The following is a 23,888-nucleotide window of genomic DNA, read 5'->3' as shown; positions in this document are numbered from 1 at the left end:
GGTTCCGGCGGGCGGGGCGGGGCTCTAGCCGGGCGCCCACAGGGCGAGCAGGGCGACGTCGTCGTCGTTGTCGGCCGGGCGGACCTTGCTGAGCAGCCGGTCGCAGTAGTCGTCGAGCGGGGTTGCGGCGAGCGTGGGCGCCTCGCGCCGCAGCCGTTCCAGGCCGTCGTCGAGGCTGTGCGCGGGCGATTCGATGAGCCCGTCGGTGTAGAACAGCACGCTCGATCCCGGCGGCAGGTCGCAGACGGCGTCCTCGCGCACCGAGTAGATGCCGGTGCCGAGCATCAGGCCGGCGCCCTCCTCCAGGAAGCGGGCCGTGCCGTCGTGCTCGATGAGCAGCGGCGGCGGATGCCCGGCGTTGGTCCAGCGCAGCCGCCAGCCGCCGTCGATCTGCTCGGCGCGGGCGAAGACGACGGTCGCCATCGTGGTGTCGGCCATGCGCGCCACGGCCTGGTCGAGCCGGTCCACGACGATGCTGGGCGCGATGCCCGGCTCCCCCGCGTACGCGCGCAGCATATTGCACACCTGCGCCATGCCGGCGGCGGCGTCGAGGTCGTGGCCCACCACGTCGCCGATCACCAGGCCCACCGAGCCGTCGGCCTGCACGAACGCGTCGTACCAGTCGCCGCCGACGTAGGAGGCGTTGGGTGCGGGCACGTAGCAGGCCCTCATCTGCAGGTTGGGCAGCTTCGGCAGCCGGGGCAGCAGGTGGCGCTGCATGGTCTCGGCGACGCGGCGCTGCCGCTCGAACAGGCGGGCGTTGTCCAGCGCCAGCCCGGCGCGGCGGGCGATGTCCTCGGACAGCAGCAGGTCTCCGGCGGTGTACGGCTCGGGCCGCTCGGAACGCCCGAGGGTGAGCGCGCCGATCACCTCCCGGATGCCGCGGATCGGGGCGATGCACGCGGACGTGATGCCGGTGGCCGCCAGCAGCTCCTGCTGGGCGGCGGCGATCTCGGTGTCGGGCGGGTGCCGGTAGGTCTGCGGGCCGATGAGCGTGGCGGTGACGCCGCGCAGCGCCCGCGACAACGGCATGGCCGACTCGGGGCTGACGGCGGGGAGCTGCCGCTCCAGGTCGCCGCGGTGAGCGAGGACGCCGTTCTCGTAGTGGGCGACGACGGACCGGGAGATCGTGCCCTCCTCGGTGACCAGGTCGACCACCACCCAGTCGGCCAGCAGCGGCAGCACCAGGCGTATCAGGTGGCCCAGCGTGGCCTGGACGTCGAGGCTGGAGGTGAGCGTCGCGGTGGTCTCGGCGAGCAGCGCCAGGCGTTCGAGGTCGGACAGCGACGCGCTCGGGCCGGGCGGCTCGGCGGCGCTCTCCGCGCCTCCGTTCATCGCGTGGAAGATCACCAGTGCGCCCGTGGTGGAGTCGTCTATCCGGCACGGCGTGATGAGCCAGCGGGTACGGATCACCGCGCCGTCGCCGCACTCCAGGAACGCCTCGTCGCCGGATGCGGTGCCGCCGGTGATCAGGGAGTGGCGCAGCGCGCACTGGCTGTGCGACAGCGCCTCGCCCCGCCTGCCGCGGTGGAGCGCGTCGTGGGCGTCGCGGCCGAGCAGGTCGGCGGCGTGCCGCCGGAGCAGGCGCTCGGCGGTGGGGTTCACCTCGACGATGACGCCGCGGTCGTCCACCACGTACGCGCCCGCCTTGTCGAGGTCGCGCAGCCGCAGCAGATGCCCGCCCTCGACGGTGAGAAGGCGCGCGGCCTGCTGAGGCGGGACGCTCATGGGCGATCTCCTCTCATGAGGAGGAACCTACCCAGGAGGGGTCTATATCACCGCAGGTCCCGCTATACGCGTACGAGCTTGTCGAACAGCCGCGCCAGCTCGATGTCGGGGTCGGCGGTGAGCCCCGCGTGCACGGGCCCCGCCTGGACGATCGTGCTGCGCGGCGCGGTCAGCCAGCGGAACCGGCCGCCGAGCGACTCGCGCGCGAGCGGTCCAGGCCGCTCGCCGCAGGCCGCCTCGTACGCGCCGAGCGCCCGCCGCACCCCCTCCACGTCCACGGTGGGGTCGAGCGCCCGCAGCCGCTCGGGGTCGAGCTGGACCTTGGCGCACAGGTAGCCGCGCGGCTGGCAGTAGAGCAGCACGCCTGCGTTGATCAGCTCGCCCCGCTCGACCTTCGGCACCACGCGGATCACCGCGTACTCGTAGACGTCTCTGCTCACTGAGTCCTGCCCTCCCGCCAGAACGCGCCGACGGAGCCGGGGCCCGCCGCCTTGCGCTCCTTCTGCTCGCCGGCCGTCAGCCACTCGCGCGGCCCGTGCGCGCGCCGCAGGAGGTGGTCGACGTACGCCGCGCGCACGCCGTCGGGGGAGCCGAAGCCCGGCTCGCCCGCCAGCCACTCGTCGGGCACCAGGGCCGTCACGGTCTCCAGCAGCTCGCGATCGATGCGGCCGGCCAGGTCGGCGCCCGCCGCGGACACGTCGCCGGCGAAGGGGGCGAGCACGTGGTCGCCCGCGTCGAACGGCCGCTGCGGGTCCGCGGTGCGCCAGTTGTGGTGGAACCACAGGGCGGCGCCGTGGTCGATCAGCCACGTGTCGCGGTGCCAGACGAGCAGGTTGGGGTTGCGCCAGCTCCGGTCGACGTTGTGGATCAGGCCGTCGAACCACACCACCTTGGCGGCGAACACCGGGTCGGGCGCCCAGGCCAGCGGGTCGAACCCGAGGGCGCCCGGCAGGAAGTCGACCGCGAGGTTGAGCCCGGCGCTGGCCTTGAGGAGGTCCTGCACCTCCTCGTCCGGCTCCCTGACGCCGAGCTGCGGGTCGAGGTCGATGAGCTTGAGCTCGGGGGTCTTGAAGCCGAGACGGCGGGCCAGCTCGGCGGCGATGATCTCGGCGACCAGCACCCGGCGGCCCTGACCGGCCTCGCGGAACTTGACGACGTACGTGCCGAGGTCGTCGGCCTCGACCACGCCGGGCAGCGACCCGCCCTCCCGCAGCGGGGTGACGTAACGGGTGGCTGCGATCTTTTCCAGCACGAGATGAGGCTATCGCCCTGGAACCGCCGCTCAGCACGTCCCGCGGGCTCCAGCGCGTCACCCGGCTCTTCCGCGCGGCCGGCGTGCCCGTCACGCCCTTGGCGGCGATCCAGCCGTCGCCGAGCCGTGTCACCCGTCTCCGCCGGCGGTGCCCAGCGGCTCCGCCGGCCAGGTGCTGTCCGTTCTCGACCGGTACGCCGCACTGCTCCCGTAGCTTCTTGTGACCGCGCGTTCGCCGAGGCCAGGCATAATGGCGGTATATGTCCGAGCTACGTGCCGACGATCCCCGGCAGTTGGGGTCCTACCGGCTGACACGCAGGCTCGGTCAGGGTGGCCAAGGTGTGGTCTACCTCGGCGAATCCCCGCACGGTCAGCAGGTCGCCATCAAGCTGCTGCACGCCAGCCTCTCCGGCACGCCGGACGCCCGCCGCCGCTTCCTCAGCGAGATCGAGGCGGTGCGCCGGGTCGCCGCGTTCTGCACGGCCCAGCTCCTCGACGCCGACCTCGAAGGCGACCGGCCGTACCTGGTGAGCGAGTACGTCGAAGGCCCCTCGCTGCGCGAGCACGTCGAAACCGAGGGGCCGCGCACCGGCGGCGCGCTCGAACGCCTGGCCATCGGCACCGCCACCGCGCTCGGCGCCATCCACCGCGCCGGCGTCGTGCACCGCGACTTCAAACCGGGCAACGTGCTGCTCGGCATCGACGGGCCGCGCGTCATCGACTTCGGCGTCTCCCGGCTCGTCGGCACCGCCGTCACCACCAGCCACATGCCGCTGGGCACGCCCGCCTACATGGCCCCCGAGCGCATGAAGGGCGAACCCGCAGGACCGCCCGCCGACATGTGGGCCTGGGCGCTCACCGTCGCCTACACCGCCAACGGGCGGCACGCGTACACCGCCGAGACCCACAACGAGATCCTCGCCCGCGTCCTCTACGGCAAGCCCGACCTCGGCGACCTCGACGGGCGGCTGCGCGAGATCGTCGAAGCCTGCCTCGCCGTCGAGCCGGCCGACCGGCCCGACGCCGAAGAGGTGCTGCGCCTGCTGCTCGGGCAGGAGGCCGTCGCCGGCGGGGACGTGCTCACCACCGGCGCCATGGCGGCCGTGGGCGGCAAGGCGCTCGGCACGCTGGTACGCCCCGCCACCGCCGTCACCCGCGCCCCCGGCGCCGTCGTCGGCATCGGCGCGTCCGAGGCCGAGCCCGGCGTCATCACCGACCCCGACCCCACCACCAGCTTCCCCGCCATCACCCCGGGCCAGGTGGCCGAGGCCGCCGCCGGTGACCGGCGGCGGCGCGTGCGCCCCTGGCAGGTGGCCGTCGTGATCGCCGGCGTCCTCGTGGGCGTCACCGGGCTCCTGCTCTACCTGCGCGGCGCCCAAGGCCCGGGGCTGGCCGGCGACTGGACCGGCTCCGCCGAGCACTTCACCGCGGGACGCGTCTTCCCCGTCGAACTCGTCCTCGACCACGACGGCGCGGGACGCATGCGCTGGGGAGCCGACCTCCACTGCACGGGACGGCTCGTGCCCGAGGACGGCGGCATGGTCTTCACGCTCCGCGACGTCACCGGGCGCGAGTGCTACCCCGGCACCCTCCGCATGTTCCCCACCTCCGATGTGAACCAGATGGACATCAAGGTCAGCCGCCCAGGTAAGGACGAAGTGACGTATTCCGGCAGGGTCGCGCGTACCTCCTGACCGGCTGTGTCACGGTCCGGATGCGATTGCCCTGCGCACCGTTGACTGTTCGCGGCCCGTTGCCTTCAGTAGGAGGCAGAAGGTGGCGGCGAGGGGAGGCGGCCCCGTGCCAACGGCGCAGCCGCTCAGAACGGGGGACCCTCGGAGACTCGGTGACTACGAGCTCACCGGGCGGCTGGGCGAGGGTGGCCAGGGGGCGGTGTTCCTCGGTTCCAGGGGCGGGGAGAGGTACGCGGTCAAGCTCCTGCACGGACCCGTCGGCGACGAACGCGCGGTGTTCCTGCGGGAGGTCGAGCTGGCCAAACAGGTGGCCAGGTTCTGCACCGCGCAGGTGATCGACGCCGGGTTCGACGAGGGGCGGGCGTACATCGTCAGCGAGTACGTCGACGGGCACTCCCTGCACCGCGAGGTCATGCTCACCGGGCCTCGCAGCGGCGGCGCGCTCGAACGCCTCGCCGTCGGCACCGCCACCGCGCTCGTCGCCATCCATCGCGCGGGCATCGTCCACCGCGACTTCAAACCCCAGAACGTGCTGCTCGGACCCGACGGGCCGCGCGTCATCGACTTCGGCCTGGCCAGGCTGCTCGACGCCGCCGCCACCCTCAGCGGGCGCGGGGTCGGGACGCCCGCGTACATGGCGCCCGAGCAGATCACCGCCTCCGCCGTCACCGGCGCCGCCGACGTCTTCTCCTGGGGCGCCACCATGTGCTTCGCGGCCAACGCCACCGCGCCCTTCGGCCAGGACTCCGTCGCGCCCGTCTTACACCGCATCCTCACCGCGCCGCCCGAACTCGGCCTGCTCGACGGTCGCCTGCGCACCCTCGTCGCCGCCTGCCTGGAGAAGGACGCCCGCAACCGGCCGACCAGCCGGGAGCTGCTGTTCGAGTTACTGGGGGAGGCGCCGAGCGACGTGCCGGCCGAGGTGCTGCGCTCACCCCCACCGCGAATCCTCCGCACACCTCCCGCCGCCCAGCCCCTGGTGCCTGAGCCGCGTGCGGCGGGGGAGGAGCCCGAGCCCGCCGGCACCTCGCCACCTGGCGAGCCCACCTCGCCGTGGGGCGCACCGCCTGGCGTGCCGGCCTCGCCTCTTGCAGAACCCGAGGCGACCGGCGCCCCCGACGCCTACCACCTGCCGCCCGCCACCGGCCGGCCCCTCGATCACCCTGCTCCTCCCGGAGCCGTGGACCCGCACGCCGGCCGGTTCGGAACCTCGGGCTCTTCCGCCCCTTGGGTCGACCACCCCGGAACCTCCAGCACCTCCGATCCGCGTGCCGGGAGCCTCGGCCCCGATCCTCGGGCGGATCATCGCGGAACGTTCGGCACCTCCGATCCGTGGGCCGCCACCCGCCCGCAGGACGTCGCCCGTCCGTCGGATGTCGTTCGCCGGCCGTACCCCGTTCGTCCGCCGGATCCCGGAACGCCTGACCGCGGAGATGCCGACGCCCCTGCGGATTTTGGAGCGTTCGATCCGTGGGCCGCGGGGCGTGACCGCGACTTCGGGACCTCCTCCGACCCCCGCCCGGCTCATGCCCGCCCACCGATCGCACACAGTGGAGGACCACCGTCAGGAGACGGCCCGCCGGCCGCCGGCGGACCCTCGGCCGCTGGGGCGGGTTCGGGCGGTGCGAGGCGTACGGACCGGCGGGGCTGGTCGCGGGCGGCGCTGGCCGCGTGCGCGGCGCTGCTGGTGACCGCCGTCGTGCTGCTCGTCGTGATCGTCCCCGCGCTGACCCGGACCCCCGAAGGACGGGCAGGCCCACAGGCGGGAGGCCCGCTCGCCGCACCACCGCCCACCACGCCGTCACCCGAGCGCAAGTCGCCGACGACCACCACGTCCGCGACGACGAAGCAAACGGAGACGAAGCGGGTCGAGGGGGCGCGGCGGCCCGCGTACGACCAGCCCTCGGCGGTACGGACGCCGACCGTGACGGTCCCGAACCTGGTCGGCCTGAGCCGGGCCGCCGCCGCGAAGGCCGTCAAGAGCGCCGGCCTCGCCGTGGGCCGCGTCACCAAGCAGGACTCGCCCCAAGCGATCGGCCAGGTGCTCTCCAGCACCCCGGCCGCCGGCGCCGTCGTGGACCGGGGCAGCACGGTGTCGTTGAGGGTGTCGGCGGGCCTGCCCGTGCCGTCGCTGGCGGGCAAGCGGCGCGCCGCCGCCGAAGCGGCCCTGATCGACGCGGGCCTGAAGGCCGGCTCCGTCACCCGGGCCTGCTCGGAGGCGGCAGAAGGCACGGTCCTGACCACCAGCCCCAAGGCGGGCAGCCGCGTCAAGGGAGGTACCGCCGTGGCGCTCACGATCTCCCGGCACGGCGCCGCCGTACCGCCGGTCGTCGGCCGCCCCCGCGACGCCGCCCGCGCCGCCCTGGATGCCGCGGGCTTCACGGTGGTGACGAGGGAACAACCGGTGGACGACGAGGCCCGGGCCGGCGTGGTGCTGGCGCAGAGCCTCGCACCGGAGACGTGCGCGAAGCCCGGCAGCCAGGTCGTCATCACGATCGGCGAACTCGCCCAAACCGACCCCGACCCCGGCGAATCCGCCGAGCAGCCCCCACCCGATCTCCCCGAAGACGACTGACCCCGGCCTCCCTGAAAGCGGCTGACTCCGGCCTCCCCTTGCGGCCTCCACGGGGTCGGCACCCTGCGGCCGGGTGGGAGGCCCTGCCGGCGTGAAAGCTGCGGCCCGTGGGCCGGCATCCGGCGTCCGCACGGCCCGCACCCGGCCGGGCGACTTGTCGCCCGATGCAAAGCGGTGCGGGGATGGGTGGCGTTCGCCTGCTGGTGGGCTGGGCGGGGAAGTGGTGCCCGCATGCCGGAGGACGGAGCCGAGGGTGCTTGGCTCACGGCGGCCGAGCCGGGCGCCCGCGGCGTTCGTCTCGGGTGGCGGCGCTGCGACGAGGCGGGGCGTCGTCTCGTGCGGGACCGTGCGGGGGCGGGGCGATGCGTGCGGCCGTCGCCCTGGGGCAGTGGTGGGCGCATGAAGAGACTGCTGAAGCTTCTGGTGGCCCGACGCCTGGCGGCGACCCCGCTCGGCCTGGCCGTCCTGGGTGCCGGTTGGATCCTCGGGCGCCGCCGCAAGCGCCGCCGCGCCGAACGCGAGGAACACCGGCCGGTACCGCGGTACGGCCGCACCGCGCAGGAGAACGTACGCGCCGGACACCCCTGACCCCGCCGACCGCCCGCGCAACCTGCCCCTGAAAGTCCTCGCAGTCACACGCGCAGCACGGTGACCGGCCGGCCGGACGGCGTGACCGCCTCCTCGAACGAGCCTCGCTCCGGCCACGTGTGTGCTTCCGGGCGGCGGTCGAGGATGACGAGCTTGCCGGTGGGCAGGGTCAGCCGGTCGAGGTGGGCAGCACGAAGCCGCGCGGGTTCGCGAGAACGAACCGCTCGGTGCGGTCGCCGGGCACCCGTGGCGGTCCGGTCGGGCGTTGTGACCGTCGCGGAGCCGGCTGAGGATACTGACCATGCTGGTGCCCTGAAGGGCGTCGAACTCGTCCAGGAACAGCACCACCCGGTGCGGTGGTCGCATGGTCACACTTTGTCAACGGCTCAGGTCCGGCGGGTGGATTCCGCTTCCGGGTGGGGCGGTCAGTGGTCGCGGCGGTTACGTTTTCTGGTGGGGCGGGTTCGGCTGCCGGGGCCGGTGCCGGGGATGAGGCGGAGCGGGCGGTGGCGGGCGGCGCGCAGCGGCTCGGCGACCAGGACGCGCATCTCCTCCAGGCCGACCGTGTCGTGGTGGCCGGCCTCGAGCACGGCGGCCACCAGATCGTACGCCTCCCGCCCCGCCATCGCCTTGAGCTGCTCGATCAGGGGCCGGGGGCCGCCGAGCTCCAGCAGGGTGAGGAAGTTCTCGGCGACGAGCAGCAGGTGCTCGCCGTGCCCGATCGCGGACGGGTCGAGCTCGCCGACGTCCACGAGGTAGGTCAGGGCGGCGGGGCCGAGCACGGGGTCGCGGCGCAGGCCGTGGAGGAGCGCGCGGCCGTCGGGCAGGGTTTCGGCGAGGATGTTGAGCATGGCCGCGGCTCGGGTGCGGAACGGGCACTCGCGTACGGCCTGCAGCAGCGGTTCGATGCCGTGACCCGGCTGGGCCAGCCAGCCGTGGAGTTCGGCGGCGGCGTCGTACGGCGGGTAGTGCTGGGTGAGCACGCCGAGCAGTTCGGCGGCGGAGGCGCCGGCCAGCTCGCCGATCAGCGGGGCGTCGCGGCCGTCGGCGAGCAGCCGTTCGCGTACGGCGCGCTGCCCGAGCGGGGTGAGCCTGGCGAGCAGCAGGTCGGGCTCGGCGAGGCGGGTGCGCAGGCGTTCGGCGGCATCGGGCGGCAGCCGCTCATCCCGGCCGAGGCCGAGGCCGTGGTCGTGGTCGTGGTCGTGGTCGAGGCCGCTGAGGTAGAGCTCGTCGGCGGGGCCGCGGGTCAGCTCGACGGCGCCCAGGTCGGCGAGGACGTCGAACGTGCGGGTCAGGTCCTCGGTGAGCTCTTGCCGGGTCTCCTCCGGGTCGTCGGCGGGCTTGCGGCGGGGATCCAGGGCCTTGTCGTCCGAGCCGGGGCCGTCCCAGCCGGGGCCGTCCCAGCCGGGCGGTCTGCGGTGGTGGTGTTTTCTGCAGGTCAGCCAGGCCGTTTCCGCCAGGCGGGCCACCGGCATGTCGTCCATGCCGTACAGGGTGTTGAGCAGCCCGGTGAGGAGGTCGGGGAAGAAGAGCGTGAACGGGGAGGCGGTGGTGCGGCGGGTGACGAACGGGCCGAGCGAGGGGAGCGCGTGAAAGGCGTGCCGCCACAGGCCTTCGGGGTCGCGCAGCAGCGGGGCGGTCCTGGCGACCGCGTGCAGGCGGCCTCCGGCGGAGCGGACCAGGCGCAGCCGCTTGGCCCAGGCGAGGAGGAGGGCGAGCCGAGGGAGGTCGGCGCTGGAGCGGGCGTCTCCGGCGTCCTCGCCGGTGCCGAGCAGGGCGGTCAGCTCGCGGGCCGCGCCGGCGGGCAGGTCGCCGGTCGCAGTGAGCGGGCGGCCGTCCTCGCCGGCCCAGGTCGTGAGCGCGATGAGGCGTTCGACCGTGGGGCTGCGTGCGGCGGCGGCGGTGAGATCGGCGGCGGGTGGCAGCGCGATGGGCGGCTGGAGGTGGGCGCGTGGCTCGGCCGGGTCGCGCGCGAAGGCGAGGGGGCCCGGCCTGGTGAGGTGGGCGAGCGCGGCGCGGTATTCGGGGGTGGCGCGGGCGATGGCGAGATCGGCCTCCGCCGGGGTGGCGCCGCGCGGGTCGCGCAGGCCGGTGGCGGCGAGGTAGCCGAGGTAGGTGCGCAGGATGTCGGGGGCGATGTCGAGGATCTCGCGCGCGGCGACGACGTAGCGGGGGATCCAGCCCAGCAGGTAGCGGCGGATCTGCTTTTCGTCCCAGTACGCGAGCCGCCCGTCGCGGCTGTGGTGCCGGGCGTCGATGGCGGCGCCGATGAGCAGCTCGTCCGCGGGGCGGTCGTGCTCGTCGGCCCAGGTGAGGCAGCGCCGCAGCAGCACGGCCTTGGCCGCCTCGAATGCCTCGGCTTCCTCCGGCTCGAACCAGGTACGCACGACCGAACCCCCTGCCGGTGCGATTGCGATGGGTGGTCTGGCGTCCCAGTATCGCCCTTCAGGCGTCCGCGCGAGGGCTGTTGCGCAAGAGCGGTAAGGCGGAGAAGCCGGGTGCTCGACGGGGCGGCCGGGCTTTCGAGCGCGGTCAGTATGCCCGGGCGGCTTCCAGCAGCGCGGCCCTGACCTGGTCCTCCGGCAGGTCCATGGTCTTCACCGCGCCCCACTGCAGCGCACCCAGCAGCGCCCAGCTCTTCAGCCTGGCCTCGGGGGTGGGGTCGGGGCCGGCGAGCTTGGCGTAGATCTCGTCCCTGAACGTCCTGATCGTGTGGCGTTCGGAGCCGGGCTCGGCGCCCGCGTCGTCGGCGGCGAGGTCCTCCATGAACAGCCGGATGACCGACCGGTAGCGCACCGCGAACGTGACGAGCGCCTCGACGAACTCCTCCCTGCTGTCGTACCGGGTGTCGAGCAGCCTCAGCATGTCGGCGGTGACGGGGTCGAGGAGCTCGGCGGCCAGGCGGTCCTTGGGGTGGAAGTGGTAGGCGACGGCCGTCTTGGTGAGGCCGACCGCCGCCGCGATGTCGGCCAGGGAGGTGGCCGCGTAGCCGCGCTCTGCGAAAAGCTCTCTGGCGGCGGCCAGGATCCGCGATCGGGTGTCGTCGGCTGTGGTCATCGTCTCATTTCCCTGCGGGAGACGGCCTGCTGGAGATCCGCCCCCTTATCGTATGTCCTGTACGACCGTACAGGACGGCCGTCGAGTGGGGGCTGAGCGATGACACGGTTGCTGGGACGGCTGGGCGGCTGGTGTGCGCGGCACGGCTGGATCGTGCTCGTGACCTGGATGATCGCCGCCGCTGCGCTGATGGGCGGCAACCTCGCGTTCCCGAGTCCGACCAACAACGACGCCAGCATCCCCGGCACCGACGCGCAGCGCGCCCACGACCTGATGAAGGAGGGCTTCGGCCCGGGGTACGCCGCGGGCGGCACCGTCCAGCTCCTCGTCTACTCGCCCGACGGCTCGCTGATGGAGGGCGAGCGCAAGAAGGCCGTGGAGCGGGCGATCGACCGCCTGCGCACGCAGCCGCACGTCTCCTCCGTGGACAGCCCGTTCCGGATGGGCGGCATCTCGTCCAACCTGCAGATCGGCCTCATCACCATCCGGCTCGAGGGCAACGACTCCGACAAGATCGCTCAGACCACCCAGGAGCTGTCGAAGGCGGCGGATCCGGCACGGGAGGCCGGGCTGGAGGTGGTGCCCGCCGACGCCTCGAACCCGGCGGACAAGGAGATCAAGACGGGGCCCAGCGAGGTCATCGGCGTGCTGTGCGCGCTGGTGGTGCTGGTGTTCGCGTTCGGCACGCTGGTCGCCGCCATCATCCCGATCTTCGCCGCGCTGATCAGCGTGGCCTCGGGGCTGGGTGTGATCGGCCTGCTCGGCTGGGTCGTGGACATGCCCAAGCAGGCCGGGATCATGGCCACGATGATCGGCCTCGGCGTCGGCATCGACTACGCGCTGTTCCTGCTGTCGCGGCACCGGCGGCTGCTCGCGCAGGGCGTCCCCGTGGTGGAGTCGGTACGCAGGACCGTCTCCAGCTCCGGCGGCGCGGTGGTGTTCGCGGGCGGCACGGTGATCATCGCGTTGAGCGCGCTGATGCTGGCCGGCTTCCCGCTGCTGGCCACGCTCGGCTGGGTGACCGGCATCTCGGTCGTGGCCGCCGTGCTGACCTCGATCACGCTGGTGCCGGCCCTGCTCGGCCTGCTCGGCCACCGGATCAACGCGCTCAAGGTGCCGTTGCTGCGCGGCTCGGGCTCCGCCGGCTCCGGCTGGGCGGGGCTCGGCTCGTGGGTGGCGCGGATGCCGTGGCGGGTGCTGGTGGCCAGCGCGCTCGTGCTCGGCGCGCTCGCCGCGCCCGCGCTGGGGCTGAAGCTGGGCCCGATCGACGAGGGCTACGGCGACGAGGGCTCGGAGCCGCGCCGGGCGTACGAGCTGATGGCGACCGGCTTCGGCCCGGGCTTCAACGGCCCGCTCATCGTGGTCGCCGAGCTGCCCGAGAAAGTGCGGGACGCCGAGGATCCGCTGGTCAAGGACGTCGTCCGCGAGGTGGAGGACGTCGAGGGCGTCAAGTACGTCAGCGACCCCAAGGTCAACGAGAACGGCCGCTCGGTGCTGGTGCAGGCCATCCCCGAGTACGCGCCCAGCGACGAGCGCACCGCCGGGGTCGTCAGGGACGTCCGCGCGATCGACCTGCCGGGCGTGCAGGTGCACGTGGGCGGCAAGGTCGCGGGCCTGACCGACGCGGGCGACCGGATGGCCGAGCGCACCCCGCTGGTCATCGGCGTCGTGGTGGGGCTCAGCGCGCTGCTGTTGCTGCTGGCCTTCCGCGCACCCGTCGTGGCGATCAAGGCGGCGGTGATGAACCTGGTGTCGCTGGGCGCCGCGTTCGGCGCGCTGGCGCTGGTGTTCTCGTACGGGCTCGGGACCGGGCTCGTCGGCATGGACCCGCCGGCCAGCTCCTCGTACGTGCAGACGATCTTCTTCTCGGTGCCCATCGAGAGCTACGTGCCGCTGATGCTGTTCGCGGTGCTGTTCGGGCTGTCGATGGACTACGAGGTGTTCCTGCTGACGGCGGTGCGGCAGTCGTACCTGCGCCATGGGGACAACGCGCGGGCGGTGGCCGAGGGGCTCGGCTCGACCGGGCGGGTCATCACGTCGGCGGCGCTGATCATGGTGGCGGTGTTCACCGCGTTCATCGCCTACCCGGACTCGCTGGTCAAGACGTTCGGCGTGGGCCTCGCGGTGGCGATCGCGGTGGACGCCACGATCATCCGCGGGTTCCTGGTGCCGGCCACGATGGTGCTGCTCGGCCGGCTCAACTGGTGGTGCCCGCGCTGGCTGGACCGGCTGCTGCCGAACCTGTCGGTGGAGGGCCACGAGGAGGACGACGAGGAGCCGGTGGCCGAGCGGCGCGAGCCGGTTACGACGGGCGTCTGAGCCTCAGTCGAAGTCCAGCAGGTCGCAGGCGGGCACCCAGCCGATGACGCCGGTGCTGGCGTTGTGCCCGTGGTGCCAGAGCGTGGTCTCGTACGGGCCGCACCGGTACGGCTCGCGCTCCTCCTCGCGGTCGGATGCGAACCCCTCGCCGGGCCGGCCGAGCCCGTGGGGCCGCGCCCCCGCCCTCGGCTCCGACCAGATGACGACCTCGGGCGCGGCGAAGTCGTACACGGGCCTGGCGCTGGAGGGCAGCGCGAACAGCGCGGCCAGAGCCGCCGATCCGATGTCCACGACGACTCACGGTAGCGGGACGGAAGCTCACCGTTCCAGCGGCTTGCCGTGGCGGCGCCAGGCGAGGAAGCCGCCGTCGAGCGGGCGGGCGGAGCGGCCGTGGTCGCGCAGCACGCGTACGGCCTCGGGCGAGACCACGCAGTACGGCCCGCCGCAGTAGGCCACGATCTCCGCCGATGCCGGCAGCTCGTCCAGCCGCTCGCGCAGCTCGGCCATGGGCACCGAGATCGCCCCGGGGACGTGCCCGGCCGCGTAGTCGGCGGCCGAGCGTACGTCGAGGACGACCGTGCCGGGGTCGGACAGCCGTGAGGCGAGCTCGTCGGCCGTCACGCCCTCCAGGTCGCCGAGCCGATCGCGGACGGCGGAGCGCAGGTCGGCCAGCCGCTCGCCGGCGAACGCCTCGAACGCGCCGAGGAAGCGGGAGACGCTCTCGTCGGCCAGCCGGTAGTAGATCCGCGTGCCCTCGCGACGGCTGGTGACCAGGTTGGCCGCGCGCAGCTGCTGGAGCTGCGCCGAGGTGTTCTTCAGCGGCACGCCGGCCGCCCGCGCCAGCTCCTCGACCGTGCGCTCGCGCTGGTCGAGGACGTCGAGCAGGTGCAGCCTGACGGGACTGGCGAGGGCCTTGCCGACGCGGGCGAGCTGCTCGTAGATCGGCTCCTCTGCGAACATCAGACCATGTACTGGTCGTGGCGGAGGTAGACGTCGGTCCACTCCTCGGGGGTGAGCCGCCGGCCGCCGGCGGCGATCTCGGCCAGCTCCTCGAAGTAGCCCTCGCGCGGCGCGCCCGGCGTGAACAGGATGAGCATCGAGGCCGGCTCGCCCGACTCGTTGCGGAAGGCGTGGATGCCGCCCTCCGGCACGAACAGGAAGTCGCCCGGCTTGCCGTCCACCCACTTGTCGCCGTCGTACAGCTTGATCGTGCCCGACAGCACGTAGAACGACTCGGTCATCGTGCGGTGGAAGTGCGGGTCGGGGCCGGACGGCTTGCCGCTCATCTCCCAGCGGTACAGGCCGTACGCACCGTTCGTGCTGCCTCCGGTGGCGAGGTAGTGCACCTTGGTGCCGCCTTCACCGCCGATGATCAGGTCGGGCGCCTGGCCGGCGAGCTTCACCACACCACTGGCCTCGCCGTTCTCGCCGAGGTAACGGGGCTCGGGGTAGGACATCGACGCCTCCTCTAGCATTCTAAGGAAGCTTAGAATAGCGTCGGTAGTACCTCGTTGGCCAGACGGTCGAGCTGCTCGGCCTCGCCGGTCATCGGGTCGAGCAGCACCAGGTCGGCGCCGGCGTCGATGACCGCGTGCAGGCCGCGCACGCACTCCTCGGGCGTGCCCATGACGGCGACGTCCGCACTGCCGTACATGCTGCGCAGCTGCTCGTCGATGCGGCCGGGCGCGCCGACCGAGACATAGACGCGCTTGGCGATGCCGAACGTGCCGGGGTCGCGTCCCGTCCGCGCCAGCTCGGCCCGCACCGTGCGCACCTGCTCGGCGAACGCCTCCGTGGTGGCCCCGCCCGCGCCGATGAAGCCGTCGCCGTGCCGGACCGCGCGGCGCACGGCGGCCGGCTTGTGCCCGCCGATCCACACCGGCGGATGCGGCTTCTGGTACGCCTTCGGCTCCATGGCCCCCTCCACCCGGAAGAACCGCCCGTGGAAGGAGATCTCCGGCTGCGTCCAGCACGCCTTCATCAGCTCGATGCCCTCGGTGAAGCGCGTGACCAGCCCGTCCTCCGGCACGCCGAAGGCCTCGAGCCCGCGCCTGCCGCCCAGCCCGAAGCCCACCTCCAGGCGGCCCCTGCTGAGCTGGTCGAGCGTGCTCAGGCTCTTGGCGAGCTGGAGCGGCTGGTGCCGCACGCTCACGAACACCGCGCAGCCGATGCGCACGCGCTCGGTGCAGGCCGCCGTACGTCATGACCTCCATGGGGCTCAGCGTGGGGACCGCCGACAGCGTGCCCTCACGGGTCCAGACGCTGTGGAAGCCCAGGTCCTCCACCCGGCGCAGATAGGCGCGGAACACGGCCGGGTCGAAGGCGCCGTCGGAGATCTGCTGGGGGAGTGAGATGGCGAAACGGGTGCGCGTGGTCTCGGTCATCCTCCACCGAATATCCGCCTCGCCGAGTGCGCGTCCAGCTCCGCCGCGCACGTACTGCCGGCCGGCCTCGGCAGGTCGCGCGATGCGGCGCGCCGCCGAGGTGCCGGAGCCGTGCGGGCGCGGCGGGCAGCGCGCCGCCGCGCCGCCCGCCGCCATTCGCAGACGACCCGGTCGTCAGGGCCGCCTACCTGGGATGACCGGTCTCAGGAGTGCCGCTCGGTGAAGTCGAGGATGCGCCGCCAGGCGTCCTGGCAGACCTCGTCCCACTCCTGGTAGGAGCGGTCGAAGAAGGAGTGCGGCGCGCCCTCGTACACGTGCTTCTCGTACGGGGTGCCGACCCGGTCGAGCGCGGCCTCGTACGCGGCGAACTGCTCGGGCGTCGAGACCGTGTCGGCGCCGCCCAGCAGCATCAGCAGCGGCGCGCCGGGACCCGACTCCGGCGGGTCGATGAAGCGCAGGGCGCCGTAGAAGCCGATGCCGCCCGCCAGGCCGTTGCCCTCGGCGGCCTGCCGCCACGACTGGGCGCCGCCCAGGCAGAAGCCCACCGTGAACACCGGGCCTTCCAGCGCCTGCGTGGCCGCCAGCGCGTCGGCCCTGACGTGGTCGTTGGTGAGCTTGTCGAGGTGCGGGCCGAAGTCGAAGCCGTCGCCGCGCTCGCCGATGCCGGCGGTACGGCCGAAGTAGTCGATCGCGATCGTCGTGAAGCCCGCCTCGGCGAAACGCACCGCGAGGTCGCGGTAGTACGGGTGCAGGCCGCGGACGTCCGGAAGGATCACCACGCTGCGCCCGTTGGGCTGCGCCGGCTCGGCGCGGTAGGCGAGGAAACGGTTGCCGTCGGCGGCCGTCAGCTCGATCTGCTCGTGCGCCGACACCTCGCCCTGCACGGGCGGGGCCGGCGGCCTGCTGTCAGTGGAGTGGCACATGATCTACAGCATGCCCGAGCGCCGCCGCGCGATGCCGCACCACCCCCGCCCCGCACGGCGGGCCTTCGCCGAACGGCGGGGTCGCGGCCGGTAATCGCCGCCGCGTGGCGGTTGTGCCGTGGCGGGCCGCGCACCCACCATCGAAGGACCGACAACACCCGTCCGTGGAAGGACTAGCCCATGGCGCATCACCCCAATCTGGACCCCGAGCTGCGTGCCGGGGCCGAGCAGGCCGCGCAGATGGCGGAGGTCGATCTCGCCTCGCTGTCGTACGAGGCGCTGGCCGAGCACCGGGCGCAGCTCAACGCCATGCTGGCCGCGGCGCCCCGGCCCGACACCACGGTCTCCATAGCGGACAGGTTCGTCCCAGGCCCCGAGGGCGCGCCGGACGTCCGGCTGCGGATCTACCAGCCGGCCGAGCCGGGTGAGAACCGGCCCGCGCTCTACTGGATCCACGGCGGCGGCATGATCATCGGCAAGCCGGACATGGACGACGGGATGATCGCCGAGTACGTCGAGCGGCTCGGCGTGGTCGCCGTCTCCGTCGACTACCGGCTCGCGCCCGAGCACCCGCACCCCGCGCCCGTCGAGGACTGCTACGCCGGCCTGGCCTGGACCGTCAAGAACGCCGCCGAGCTGGGCATCGACCCGTCCAGGGTGGCGGTGGGCGGGGCCAGCGCGGGTGGGGGGCTGGCCGCCGCCACCGTGCTGCTCGCCAGGGACCGCGGCGGCCCCGACGTGGCCTTCCAGCTCCTGGTCTGCCCCATGCTCGACGACCGCAACGTCACGCCGTCCAGCCACGAGTTCACCGACGCCGTGGTGTGGCCCAGGTCGGCCAACCTCTACGGGTGGAAGGCGCTGCTCGGCGACCGGATGGGCACCGACGACGTGCCCCCGTACGCCGCGCCCGCCCGCGCCACCGACCTGTCCGGGCTGCCGCCCGCGTTCGTGGACGTGGGGGAGCTGGAGGTCTTCAGGGACGAGTGCATCGGCTACGCCCAGCGGCTGGCCCAGGCCGGGGTCTCGACCGAGTTCCACCTGTATCCGGGAGCGTTCCACGGTTTCGACATGATGGTGCCCGACGCCGAGCTGAGCAGGCGGGCGCGGGCGGCGAGGGAGGCCGCGCTCAAGCGCGCCCTCGGCATCTGAGATCATTCCTCTGTGCGAGGGCACCCGCCTGGTGTGGGGCGGGTGCCCTCGCCTTTTTCTGACGTTCGGGAAATGGCGGGCTTTCGGCGCACATAGGGATAGGTGTCCGTGTCAATCGTCTGCTGAGGAGATATGCCATGGGGACCGCCCGTGGATGACGAGCGGCTGGCCAGATTCGAGGCCGTCTATGAGCTGGCCTACGGCAGGATCACCGCCTACGCCGTACGCCGCTGCGACTCCCCGCAGGACGCCGCCGACGTGGTGGCGGAGACCTTCACCATCGCCTGGCGGCGGGTGGCCGAGCTGCCGGAGGGCGAGGAGGCCGTCCTGTGGCTGTACGGGGTCGCGCGCAAGGTGCTGGCCAACCACTTCCGCGGTGACAACCGGCGCAGGGCGCGCACGGCCGAGCTCGACGCCGAACTGGCCGATCTGTACGGGCACTCCCCGGACACCGAGGTCGAGCTGGACGCGATCCGGCGGGCGTTCATGAGCCTGCCCGACGACGACAGGGAGCTGCTGTCCCTGGTCGCCTGGGAGGAGCTGGAGCGCGAGGAGATCGCCAAGGCGCTGGGGCTGTCGCGCAACGCCGTACGGATCAGGCTGTACCGGGCCCGCAGGAGGCTGTCGCGTGCACTCGCCGCCGGCGGCGTGCACGTGGCCGCACCCGGCCGCCGCCCGGCTCCGGCCATGGCTTCTGCGGAGGGGGCCGCTGTGGAGGGATCGCAGGGAGGAGCGCTGTGAGGAACGTCGACGAGATCGAGGCGATCAAGCCGCTGGCCCGGATCGCGCCCGGTGGCTCGGGTGGTGAGCCGTCCGGCGCGGGGGCACGGGCGCTGCTGGCCGAGATCACCGCGCAGGAGCCGGATGTGAGGCCGCACAGGGCGCGGCGTCTTCCGCTCAAGCGGCCGGTGTTCGGGCTGGCCGCCGCCGTCGCGCTCGCGGCCGGCGCCGTCGTGGCCCCGATCGTGCTGGGGGACCGCGCGCCCAGCTCGTACGCCGTAGAGATGGACGACGGGATGGTGACGATCCGGATCCGCGACTTCGACGACGCGGCCGGGCTTGAGCGGCGGCTGCGCGAGCTGAACGTCCCCGCGATGGTGGACTTCGTCCCCCAGGGCATGATGTGCAGGGAACCGCGCGGAAAGATGGTGGAGAACATCCCCCGCGGCCTCTACAGCCTGCCGGAGAACATTCCGGGCGAGCGGGACGGCTGGCAGATGCGCATCAACACGAGACTGTTCGGCCCCGGCCAGACGTTCGTCTGGACGATCAGCGGCAAGGGCGGCACGACCACCACGCACCTGATGGAGGGGCCCATCGCGCCCTGCGAGCCCGTCCCCGCGCCGAAGCCGTCGATCATCACCGAGCCGGAGTTGCGCCTCGCGACCGCCGAGGGCCGCTCACTTGAGGGCCTGCGCGTGGACGAGAAGACCGTCGGCGAGGTCCTGCCCGAGCTGCGCAGACGCGGCAAGGAGGTGGTGTTCGCGATCATCAGCGTGCCCCCGGGGAACCCCGGCGGGTTCGGCATCGTCCGCACCCAGAAGGAGCCGGTCGGCGACCACTGGGTCGTCTGGGAGGCCGAGGAGAACGCCGAGGGGGTGATCCGCCTGCTCGTGACCGAGCGCCGCCTGGACAAGAACCCCGTCTACGGCGGCCCCCGGGATGCCGTCATCAACGACTGACCGGCCGCGCCGGCCCCGGCGTTCACACCAGGTGGCCGCCGGGGCCGGCGGCTCAGACCGGCGAGGCGCCGGGGCGGTGGTGGCCGGCTCCGGTGTTGGCGAGCAGGCGCAGGAGTGCCAGGGCCAGGTGGGCGCGCAGCCGTCCGGACGGCTCCGCGGGCGAGAAGCCCAGCACGCTCTCCGCCCGCGCCACCCGGGCGGCCAGCGAGCTGTGGTGCAGGTGCAGGGCCGCGGCCGCGCCCCTGATCGAGCCCGCCTGGCACAGGGCGCGGATCGCCTGGAGCGACTCGTCGCTGAGCCTGGACATCGCGCGCACGTCGTCCAGCTCGGCGATCGCCTGCTCGGGCAGGTCGGCGAAGAGCGCCAGCGCGCCCAGCTCCGACCAGCGGATCACCCGGTCGTGGGGGCCGGTGAAGCGCAGCGCCGTACGCGCGCCCGCCCACGACTCGGCCGCCCGCGCGCCGGGCAGCTCGGGACCCACCCCCACCCTGGCACCGTCGCCGGCCGCCGCGAGCCTTTCCAGGCGCGGGCCGAGCACGTCCGGCCCGGTGCCCTGCGCCGGTGTGACGGCGGGCGTCGTGACCTGCGGAACGGTGGGCGTGACCAGGACCGCCTGGATGTCGCCGATCGCGGCGGTGCGTACGTGGTGGCCCATCGCGCGCAGCCCGGCGGCGGGCCCCGCCTCCGGCGGGCGGGAGCGCCCATGGCCCTGGGCGGGGGGCGCGACGGCCAGGGCGCAGAGCGGGGCGGCCGGGTCGAAGCCGAGCAGGCGCAGCGCGCGGGCCCGTTCGGTCTCGCCGGTCTCGGCCGACAGCACCAGCTCGACCAGCGCCGGATCCTGGCCCGCGCGGACGAGCGCGGCGGCACGTTCCAAGGTGACCTCGGCCGCGGCGGCGTAACGTTCGAGCACGATCTCGTCGAGCCCGTGCGGCGGCCCCTCGCGCTCGATCCAGACGGCCCCGAGCCCGCAGGCGAGCCGCCGCACCAGGACTCCCTCGCCCGTCGCTGTGCCGGGTGCCGTGTCGGGTGCTGTGCCGGGCGGGCCGGTGCGGCCGTCGGGGGTGGCGCGGGTGCGGCGGCCGGTGGCCGCGTCGTACAGGCCGACCGGGCACTGCGCGAGCCGGGCCGTGGCCGTGAGCAGCGTGGGCACGGCCACGTGGTCGCGCACGAGGGAGTCGAAGTAGGCGATGACCCGCACCGCGCTCTCGGCGTCGGCGTCGAGCGTGGACAGGCGCAGCAGCAGTCCCTGCACGATGCCCAGCCTAACCCGCAGATCGCCAAGCGTGCGCTAGGTTGGTGACGCCTGTTCGGGCCTCCCCGGTGAGGCCGCCGCCTTCACCGATGACCAGCCGGCGCTCGCCGCCGCCGTACGGGACCGTGCCGGCCGCGCACCGCCCGCCCGCCGCGCTGCGCACCGAACGGCGGCCCGGATGGAAGCAGCTCGCAGGGCTCGGGCGCTTCGGCGCGCTGCCGCCGACCGGCGACCGGCCTGAGGGCTCGCGTCAGCGGGTGGTGGCGCGGTGGCGGCCGACCGTGCGGCGGGTCGCCGGCTCCTCCTCCGCGGCGGTGCGGCGGTGGCGGCGGCCACGGGGCGGGGCGTCGGTGTAGGGGAACGCCGCGTGCTCGTCCGAGTTACGGCGACGGCGGCGGCCACGGTAGGCGGTCGCCGGCTCCGCGGCGGTGAGCAGGCCACCTGTGCGGCCGGGCCGGGCGGGCGGGGCGAAGGCGTCGAACTCGCTGGTCGCGCCGGGGATGACGATGCGCTCGAACGTGCTCGTGTCCACCACACGCTCCAGCGGGCCCGTGTCGAGCACGACCTCCAGCGGGCCCGTCTCGTCCGTGAACCGGTACCGCGACCTGTCGAAGTCGGGGTCGTACGGCGCGGCCAGGAAGGCGGGCTCGTAGGGGGCGGCGTCGCGCCGGGTGTCCTGCGGCTCGAAGACGCCCCTGCCCTGCGGTACGGCGTCCGTGGTCAGGTCGAACGGCCGGATCTCGAACGGCATCCTGCGCTGCCTGGCGTGCCGCGGGCCGTGCCGCAGCGCGTCGCGGGCCGCCTCCCTCGCCGCCGCCTCTCGGGCCGCCGCGTGGCGTGCCGCCTCTCGGGCCGCCGCCTCCCTGGTCGCGGCGTGCCTGGCCGCCTGCCGGGCGGCGAGCTCGCGCGCGGCGGCGCGCTGGGCGGCCTCCCGTGCGGCGGTCTCCCTCGCGGCCGCTTCGCGCGCGGCCGCGTCACGTGAGGCCGCGTCACGTGAGGCCGTGTAGCGTGAGGCCGCGTCACGTGAGGCCGTGTAGCGTGCGGCCGTTTCGCGTGAGGGCGTGTAGCGTGCGGCCGTTTCGCGTGCGAGGGCTTCGCGCGCGGCGATGCGGCGGGCGGCCTCCCGGGCGGCGGCGTGCTGTGCGGCCTCTCGGGCCGCCGCCTCCCTCGCGGCCGCGTGGCGGGCGGCTTCCCTGGCCGCTGCTTCCCTGGTCGCGGCGTGGCGGGCGGCGCTTCGTGCGGCGGCGTGGCGGGCCCTGCCCCGGCCCGCGTACCGGGCCGAGTCCCTGCCGGTGCCGCGCCTGGACCCCTCCCACACGTCGCCGGTCTGCGGCAGACCGGGTCGGTCGCCGTCGGAGGAGTACCCGTCCGACCCGAACCCGCCCCGGCCGCGCGACCCGCCACCGGACCAGGCCGCACCGCCGGAGCCCGGCCGGGCCGAGCCGCCGGACGCGCCGGCGGACCAGGCGGTGCCGCCGGAGCGGGCGTCGAAGGCTGCGTCGAAGGGGGCGGCCCCGGTGAGGTCCGCCCCGGACCCGGTCGTGCCGGCGCGCGCGCCGCCCAGCGCGGTCATGTGCGCGCCGTCGGAGCCCATCGCGGCGATGCCGGTGGACCTCGTCGCGGGTGCGGCGGTGACCGGCCAGGCCATGGGGTCGGTGGTCTCCGGCATGGGCCAGGCCATGCTGCCCGTACCGGAGCCCGAGGACGCCCCCGCGCTCTGGAGCGCCGCACCGGAGGACACGGTCAGAGCCGGGGACGCGGCGGTGGCCTGGAGAGCAGGCGCGGCGTCCGTCGCGGCGGCGGCGCCGGTGAGCGAGCGAAGTGCGGCGGCGGTGGCCAGGCGCTCGGGGGTCTCGGGCAGGTCGAGCACGGTACGGCGCCGCGCGATGACCGGGACCGGAGCCTTCCTGCTGCGACGGCGGCGGCCCTTGGCACGCGACGGGCGGGCCGGCTTGGCGGGCGCGGCGGCCATGGCGGCGGCCGAGCGCATCCGTCGCGTCTTGGCCACGGCGAGCAGCGTCAGCGCGGCGATCAGCGTGGAGCCGACGAGCGTCGGGGTGTCGATGGCGGGCAGCGGCCCGGTGGCGGAGGCGTCGCCGTGGGCGGGGAGAGGCTCGCCGGTGGCCGCCTCGGTGTCGGCGGTGCTGGGTTTGGCGTGCTTGCCCTTCCTGGGGGTGGCGCCCGAGGACGCGCCCGTGGACTGGCCGGTCTCGGCCGTGGGGGAGCCGGTGGACTCGGGCTCGGCCTCGGTCGCGTCCGTGCGGGGGGCGGTCTCCTTCTCGGCCTTCGGCTGCGCGTTCTCGGCCTTCGGCTGCGCGGCCGGAGCCTTCGCGCGCGAGCCGGCAGGGGAGGAGGTCGTGGTACGCGGTTCGCCGTGCGGCTGTGCCTGGGCCTGCTCGGGTGTCTGCCCCTCGGTCCTGCCCCGCACCTGCTCTGAGCCGTCACCGCTGATCGTCGGCGACTGGATGCGGTCGCCGGACAGCGGCACCTGGCCGGACCGGCCGTGGTCGGCCCGGGGGATCTGCGCGCTGAGCGACTGCTCGGGAGACTGGAGCGTGCCAACCTGGCTTCCCGGCTTGCCCGCCTCCCTGAGCGCCTTCGGGGCCTCCTTCTTGGCCTTGCGCTCCAGGCGCTCCTTGACGCGCAGCGGGTAGCCGTAGCCGACGACCTTGCTGGTGTCGCGGATCTTGCGCTTGGCGACACCGCCGTCGATGTTGCCCTCGATCGTGTGGATGCGATTGCCCTCGACCTTGGTCACGACCCCGACGTGGTCGATCTTGTCGATGTCGTTCGAACCGCCCCAGTCGTAGAAGACGAGCGCGCCGACCTCGGGCTTCTTCCCCCAAGCGCCCTGCTTCTTAAACCACTTCGCGTGCTCGACGGTCCAGGCGAACTGGCCGATCCAGTCCTCGTAGCCGAGCTTGTGCGCGGCCCACGAGAGGTACATGTCACACCACGGCGCCACGCTGTAGTCGGCGTCGAACTCGACGTTCTTGCCGTACCAGGCGCCGAACTTGGTGTACGAGTTCGACTTCTCGGAGTAGCCCAGCTGGCTCTCGAGCAGTTTTATGTACTTCTGGATCTCTGGCGTCATGGAAGTGTGGGGGAACCTTCCGAGCAAGACCGGATTCGGCACGACAGTCTTGGGCAGTGGGGGTAACCCGGGACTGATGTGACGAAACCGATGGCCTGTCGTCTTCCGTGATGAGTGAGGTTATCGTGTTGTGACCTTAGCTCAAGCACGCACCCTCGGGGCAAGACCCCTTAAGGGCTAGAAACCCGCAG

Annotated in this window: 18 protein-coding genes and 1 pseudogene; 7 read left to right on the top strand and 12 right to left on the bottom strand. The window is 73.7% G+C overall.

All coding sequences use genetic code 11. The features are described 5' to 3' along the window. Nucleotides 1–24: 24 nt before the first annotated feature. The 3 genes from ACGFIM_RS13535 to ACGFIM_RS13525 all read right to left on the bottom strand — a co-directional run bounded on the left by ACGFIM_RS13535 (nucleotide 25) and on the right by ACGFIM_RS13525 (nucleotide 2,980). Nucleotides 25–1,728 (bottom strand): SpoIIE family protein phosphatase, encoded by a 1,704-nt coding sequence (locus tag ACGFIM_RS13535; RefSeq protein WP_393199491.1) that lies wholly within the window; start codon nucleotides 1,726–1,728, stop codon nucleotides 25–27. 62 nt (nucleotides 1,729–1,790) lie between these two features. Continuing rightward, the gene (locus ACGFIM_RS13530; RefSeq protein ID WP_393199488.1) at nucleotides 1,791–2,168 is read right to left on the bottom strand and encodes a DUF3037 domain-containing protein; all 378 of its coding nucleotides are present in this window, start codon (nucleotides 2,166–2,168) and stop codon (nucleotides 1,791–1,793) included. After that, the gene (locus ACGFIM_RS13525; RefSeq protein WP_393199485.1) at nucleotides 2,165–2,980 is read right to left on the bottom strand and encodes a HipA family kinase; all 816 of its coding nucleotides are present in this window, start codon (nucleotides 2,978–2,980) and stop codon (nucleotides 2,165–2,167) included. Before ACGFIM_RS13525 ends, ACGFIM_RS13530 begins: the two co-directional genes overlap by 4 nt. A gap of 260 nt (nucleotides 2,981–3,240) precedes the next feature. On the opposite strand from ACGFIM_RS13525, the gene ACGFIM_RS13520 reads away from it, so the two are divergent. The 3 genes from ACGFIM_RS13520 (at nucleotide 3,241) to ACGFIM_RS13510 (ending at nucleotide 7,837) form a co-directional block, all read left to right on the top strand. Continuing rightward, nucleotides 3,241–4,674 (top strand): serine/threonine-protein kinase, encoded by a 1,434-nt coding sequence (locus ACGFIM_RS13520; RefSeq protein ID WP_393199482.1) that lies wholly within the window; start codon nucleotides 3,241–3,243, stop codon nucleotides 4,672–4,674. 106 nt (nucleotides 4,675–4,780) lie between these two features. Beyond that, a complete protein-coding gene (locus ACGFIM_RS13515; RefSeq protein ID WP_393199479.1) occupies nucleotides 4,781–7,249 on the top strand; it encodes a PASTA domain-containing protein in 2,469 nt (822 codons plus the stop codon). 399 nt (nucleotides 7,250–7,648) lie between these two features. After that, nucleotides 7,649–7,837: a DUF6203 family protein gene (locus ACGFIM_RS13510; protein WP_393199476.1), complete on the top strand. Its 189-nt coding sequence runs from the start codon at nucleotides 7,649–7,651 to the stop codon at nucleotides 7,835–7,837. 425 nt (nucleotides 7,838–8,262) lie between these two features. Here the strand turns inward: ACGFIM_RS13510 and ACGFIM_RS13505 are convergent, their stop codons facing one another. Continuing rightward, complete coding sequence (locus tag ACGFIM_RS13505) at nucleotides 8,263–10,224, bottom strand: hypothetical protein (protein ID WP_393199473.1); 1,962 nt, start codon at nucleotides 10,222–10,224, stop codon at nucleotides 8,263–8,265. 145 nt (nucleotides 10,225–10,369) lie between these two features. Beyond that, on the bottom strand, nucleotides 10,370–10,894 hold the full coding sequence (locus tag ACGFIM_RS13500) for a TetR/AcrR family transcriptional regulator (protein WP_393199470.1): 525 nt from the start codon (nucleotides 10,892–10,894) through the stop codon (nucleotides 10,370–10,372). Nucleotides 10,895–10,993: 99 nt separating this feature from the next. Here ACGFIM_RS13500 and ACGFIM_RS13495 point away from each other — a divergent pair, with 99 nt between their 5' ends. Continuing rightward, complete coding sequence (locus ACGFIM_RS13495) at nucleotides 10,994–13,213, top strand: MMPL family transporter (RefSeq protein ID WP_393199467.1); 2,220 nt, start codon at nucleotides 10,994–10,996, stop codon at nucleotides 13,211–13,213. Nucleotides 13,214–13,216: 3 nt separating this feature from the next. Here the strand turns inward: ACGFIM_RS13495 and ACGFIM_RS13490 are convergent, their stop codons facing one another. The 5 genes and pseudogenes from ACGFIM_RS13490 to ACGFIM_RS13470 all read right to left on the bottom strand — a co-directional run bounded on the left by ACGFIM_RS13490 (nucleotide 13,217) and on the right by ACGFIM_RS13470 (nucleotide 16,520). Next, nucleotides 13,217–13,504, bottom strand: a complete 288-nt coding sequence (locus ACGFIM_RS13490) for a hypothetical protein (RefSeq protein WP_393199464.1) — start codon at nucleotides 13,502–13,504, stop codon at nucleotides 13,217–13,219. 27 nt (nucleotides 13,505–13,531) lie between these two features. Further along, nucleotides 13,532–14,173, bottom strand: coding sequence for an ArsR/SmtB family transcription factor (locus ACGFIM_RS13485; protein ID WP_393199461.1), 642 nt, complete (start codon nucleotides 14,171–14,173; stop codon nucleotides 13,532–13,534). Then, nucleotides 14,173–14,670 carry a cupin domain-containing protein gene (locus tag ACGFIM_RS13480; RefSeq protein ID WP_393199458.1) on the bottom strand — a complete coding sequence of 166 codons (498 nt, stop codon included), beginning with the start codon at nucleotides 14,668–14,670 and terminating at the stop codon, nucleotides 14,173–14,175. The genes ACGFIM_RS13485 and ACGFIM_RS13480 overlap by 1 nt, the downstream gene beginning before the upstream one ends. A 29-nt stretch (nucleotides 14,671–14,699) precedes the next feature. Next, a pseudogene (locus ACGFIM_RS13475) lies at nucleotides 14,700–15,395 on the bottom strand (LLM class flavin-dependent oxidoreductase); the annotation flags it as partial. A 405-nt stretch (nucleotides 15,396–15,800) separates the two neighbouring features. Further along, nucleotides 15,801–16,520: a dienelactone hydrolase family protein gene (locus ACGFIM_RS13470; RefSeq protein ID WP_393199456.1), complete on the bottom strand. Its 720-nt coding sequence runs from the start codon at nucleotides 16,518–16,520 to the stop codon at nucleotides 15,801–15,803. A 180-nt stretch (nucleotides 16,521–16,700) separates the two neighbouring features. Between ACGFIM_RS13470 and ACGFIM_RS13465 the strand changes: the two genes are divergently transcribed. From ACGFIM_RS13465 to ACGFIM_RS13455, 3 genes are all read left to right on the top strand, one after another. After that, complete coding sequence (locus tag ACGFIM_RS13465) at nucleotides 16,701–17,669, top strand: alpha/beta hydrolase (RefSeq protein WP_393199453.1); 969 nt, start codon at nucleotides 16,701–16,703, stop codon at nucleotides 17,667–17,669. Between the two features lie 150 nt (nucleotides 17,670–17,819). Then, a complete protein-coding gene (locus ACGFIM_RS13460) occupies nucleotides 17,820–18,410 on the top strand; it encodes an RNA polymerase sigma factor (RefSeq protein WP_364069876.1) in 591 nt (196 codons plus the stop codon). Further along, a complete protein-coding gene (locus ACGFIM_RS13455) occupies nucleotides 18,407–19,351 on the top strand; it encodes a hypothetical protein (protein ID WP_393199450.1) in 945 nt (314 codons plus the stop codon). Before ACGFIM_RS13460 ends, ACGFIM_RS13455 begins: the two co-directional genes overlap by 4 nt. A 52-nt stretch (nucleotides 19,352–19,403) precedes the next feature. Here the strand turns inward: ACGFIM_RS13455 and ACGFIM_RS13450 are convergent, their stop codons facing one another. Beyond that, nucleotides 19,404–20,603: a PucR family transcriptional regulator gene (locus ACGFIM_RS13450; protein ID WP_393199447.1), complete on the bottom strand. Its 1,200-nt coding sequence runs from the start codon at nucleotides 20,601–20,603 to the stop codon at nucleotides 19,404–19,406. Nucleotides 20,604–20,853: 250 nt separating this feature from the next. Then, nucleotides 20,854–23,697 (bottom strand): CHAP domain-containing protein, encoded by a 2,844-nt coding sequence (locus ACGFIM_RS13445; protein ID WP_393199444.1) that lies wholly within the window; start codon nucleotides 23,695–23,697, stop codon nucleotides 20,854–20,856. Between the last annotated feature and the right edge of the window lie 191 nt (nucleotides 23,698–23,888).

This window comes from Nonomuraea sp. NPDC049309, from assembly GCF_043196965.1.
Lineage (GTDB): Bacteria > Actinomycetota > Actinomycetes > Streptosporangiales > Streptosporangiaceae > Nonomuraea > Nonomuraea fastidiosa.
The sequence above is the reverse complement of the archived record's forward strand: the minus strand, read 5'-3'. Positions and strand labels throughout refer to the sequence as shown.

Excerpts from the sequence above, each read along its gene's own strand:
- ACGFIM_RS13535 (WP_393199491.1), bottom strand. The coding sequence starts at position 1,728 with ATGAGCGTCCCGCCTCAGCAGGCCGCGCGCCTTCTCACCGTCGAGGGC.
- ACGFIM_RS13520 (WP_393199482.1), top strand. The coding sequence starts at position 3,241 with ATGTCCGAGCTACGTGCCGACGATCCCCGGCAGTTGGGGTCCTACCGG.
- ACGFIM_RS13510 (WP_393199476.1), top strand. The coding sequence starts at position 7,649 with ATGAAGAGACTGCTGAAGCTTCTGGTGGCCCGACGCCTGGCGGCGACC.
- ACGFIM_RS13500 (WP_393199470.1), bottom strand. The coding sequence starts at position 10,894 with ATGACCACAGCCGACGACACCCGATCGCGGATCCTGGCCGCCGCCAGA.
- ACGFIM_RS13495 (WP_393199467.1), top strand. The coding sequence starts at position 10,994 with ATGACACGGTTGCTGGGACGGCTGGGCGGCTGGTGTGCGCGGCACGGC.
- ACGFIM_RS13485 (WP_393199461.1), bottom strand. The coding sequence starts at position 14,173 with ATGTTCGCAGAGGAGCCGATCTACGAGCAGCTCGCCCGCGTCGGCAAG.
- ACGFIM_RS13480 (WP_393199458.1), bottom strand. The coding sequence starts at position 14,670 with ATGTCCTACCCCGAGCCCCGTTACCTCGGCGAGAACGGCGAGGCCAGT.
- ACGFIM_RS13470 (WP_393199456.1), bottom strand. The coding sequence starts at position 16,520 with ATGTGCCACTCCACTGACAGCAGGCCGCCGGCCCCGCCCGTGCAGGGC.
- ACGFIM_RS13465 (WP_393199453.1), top strand. The coding sequence starts at position 16,701 with ATGGCGCATCACCCCAATCTGGACCCCGAGCTGCGTGCCGGGGCCGAG.
- ACGFIM_RS13445 (WP_393199444.1), bottom strand. The coding sequence starts at position 23,697 with ATGACGCCAGAGATCCAGAAGTACATAAAACTGCTCGAGAGCCAGCTG.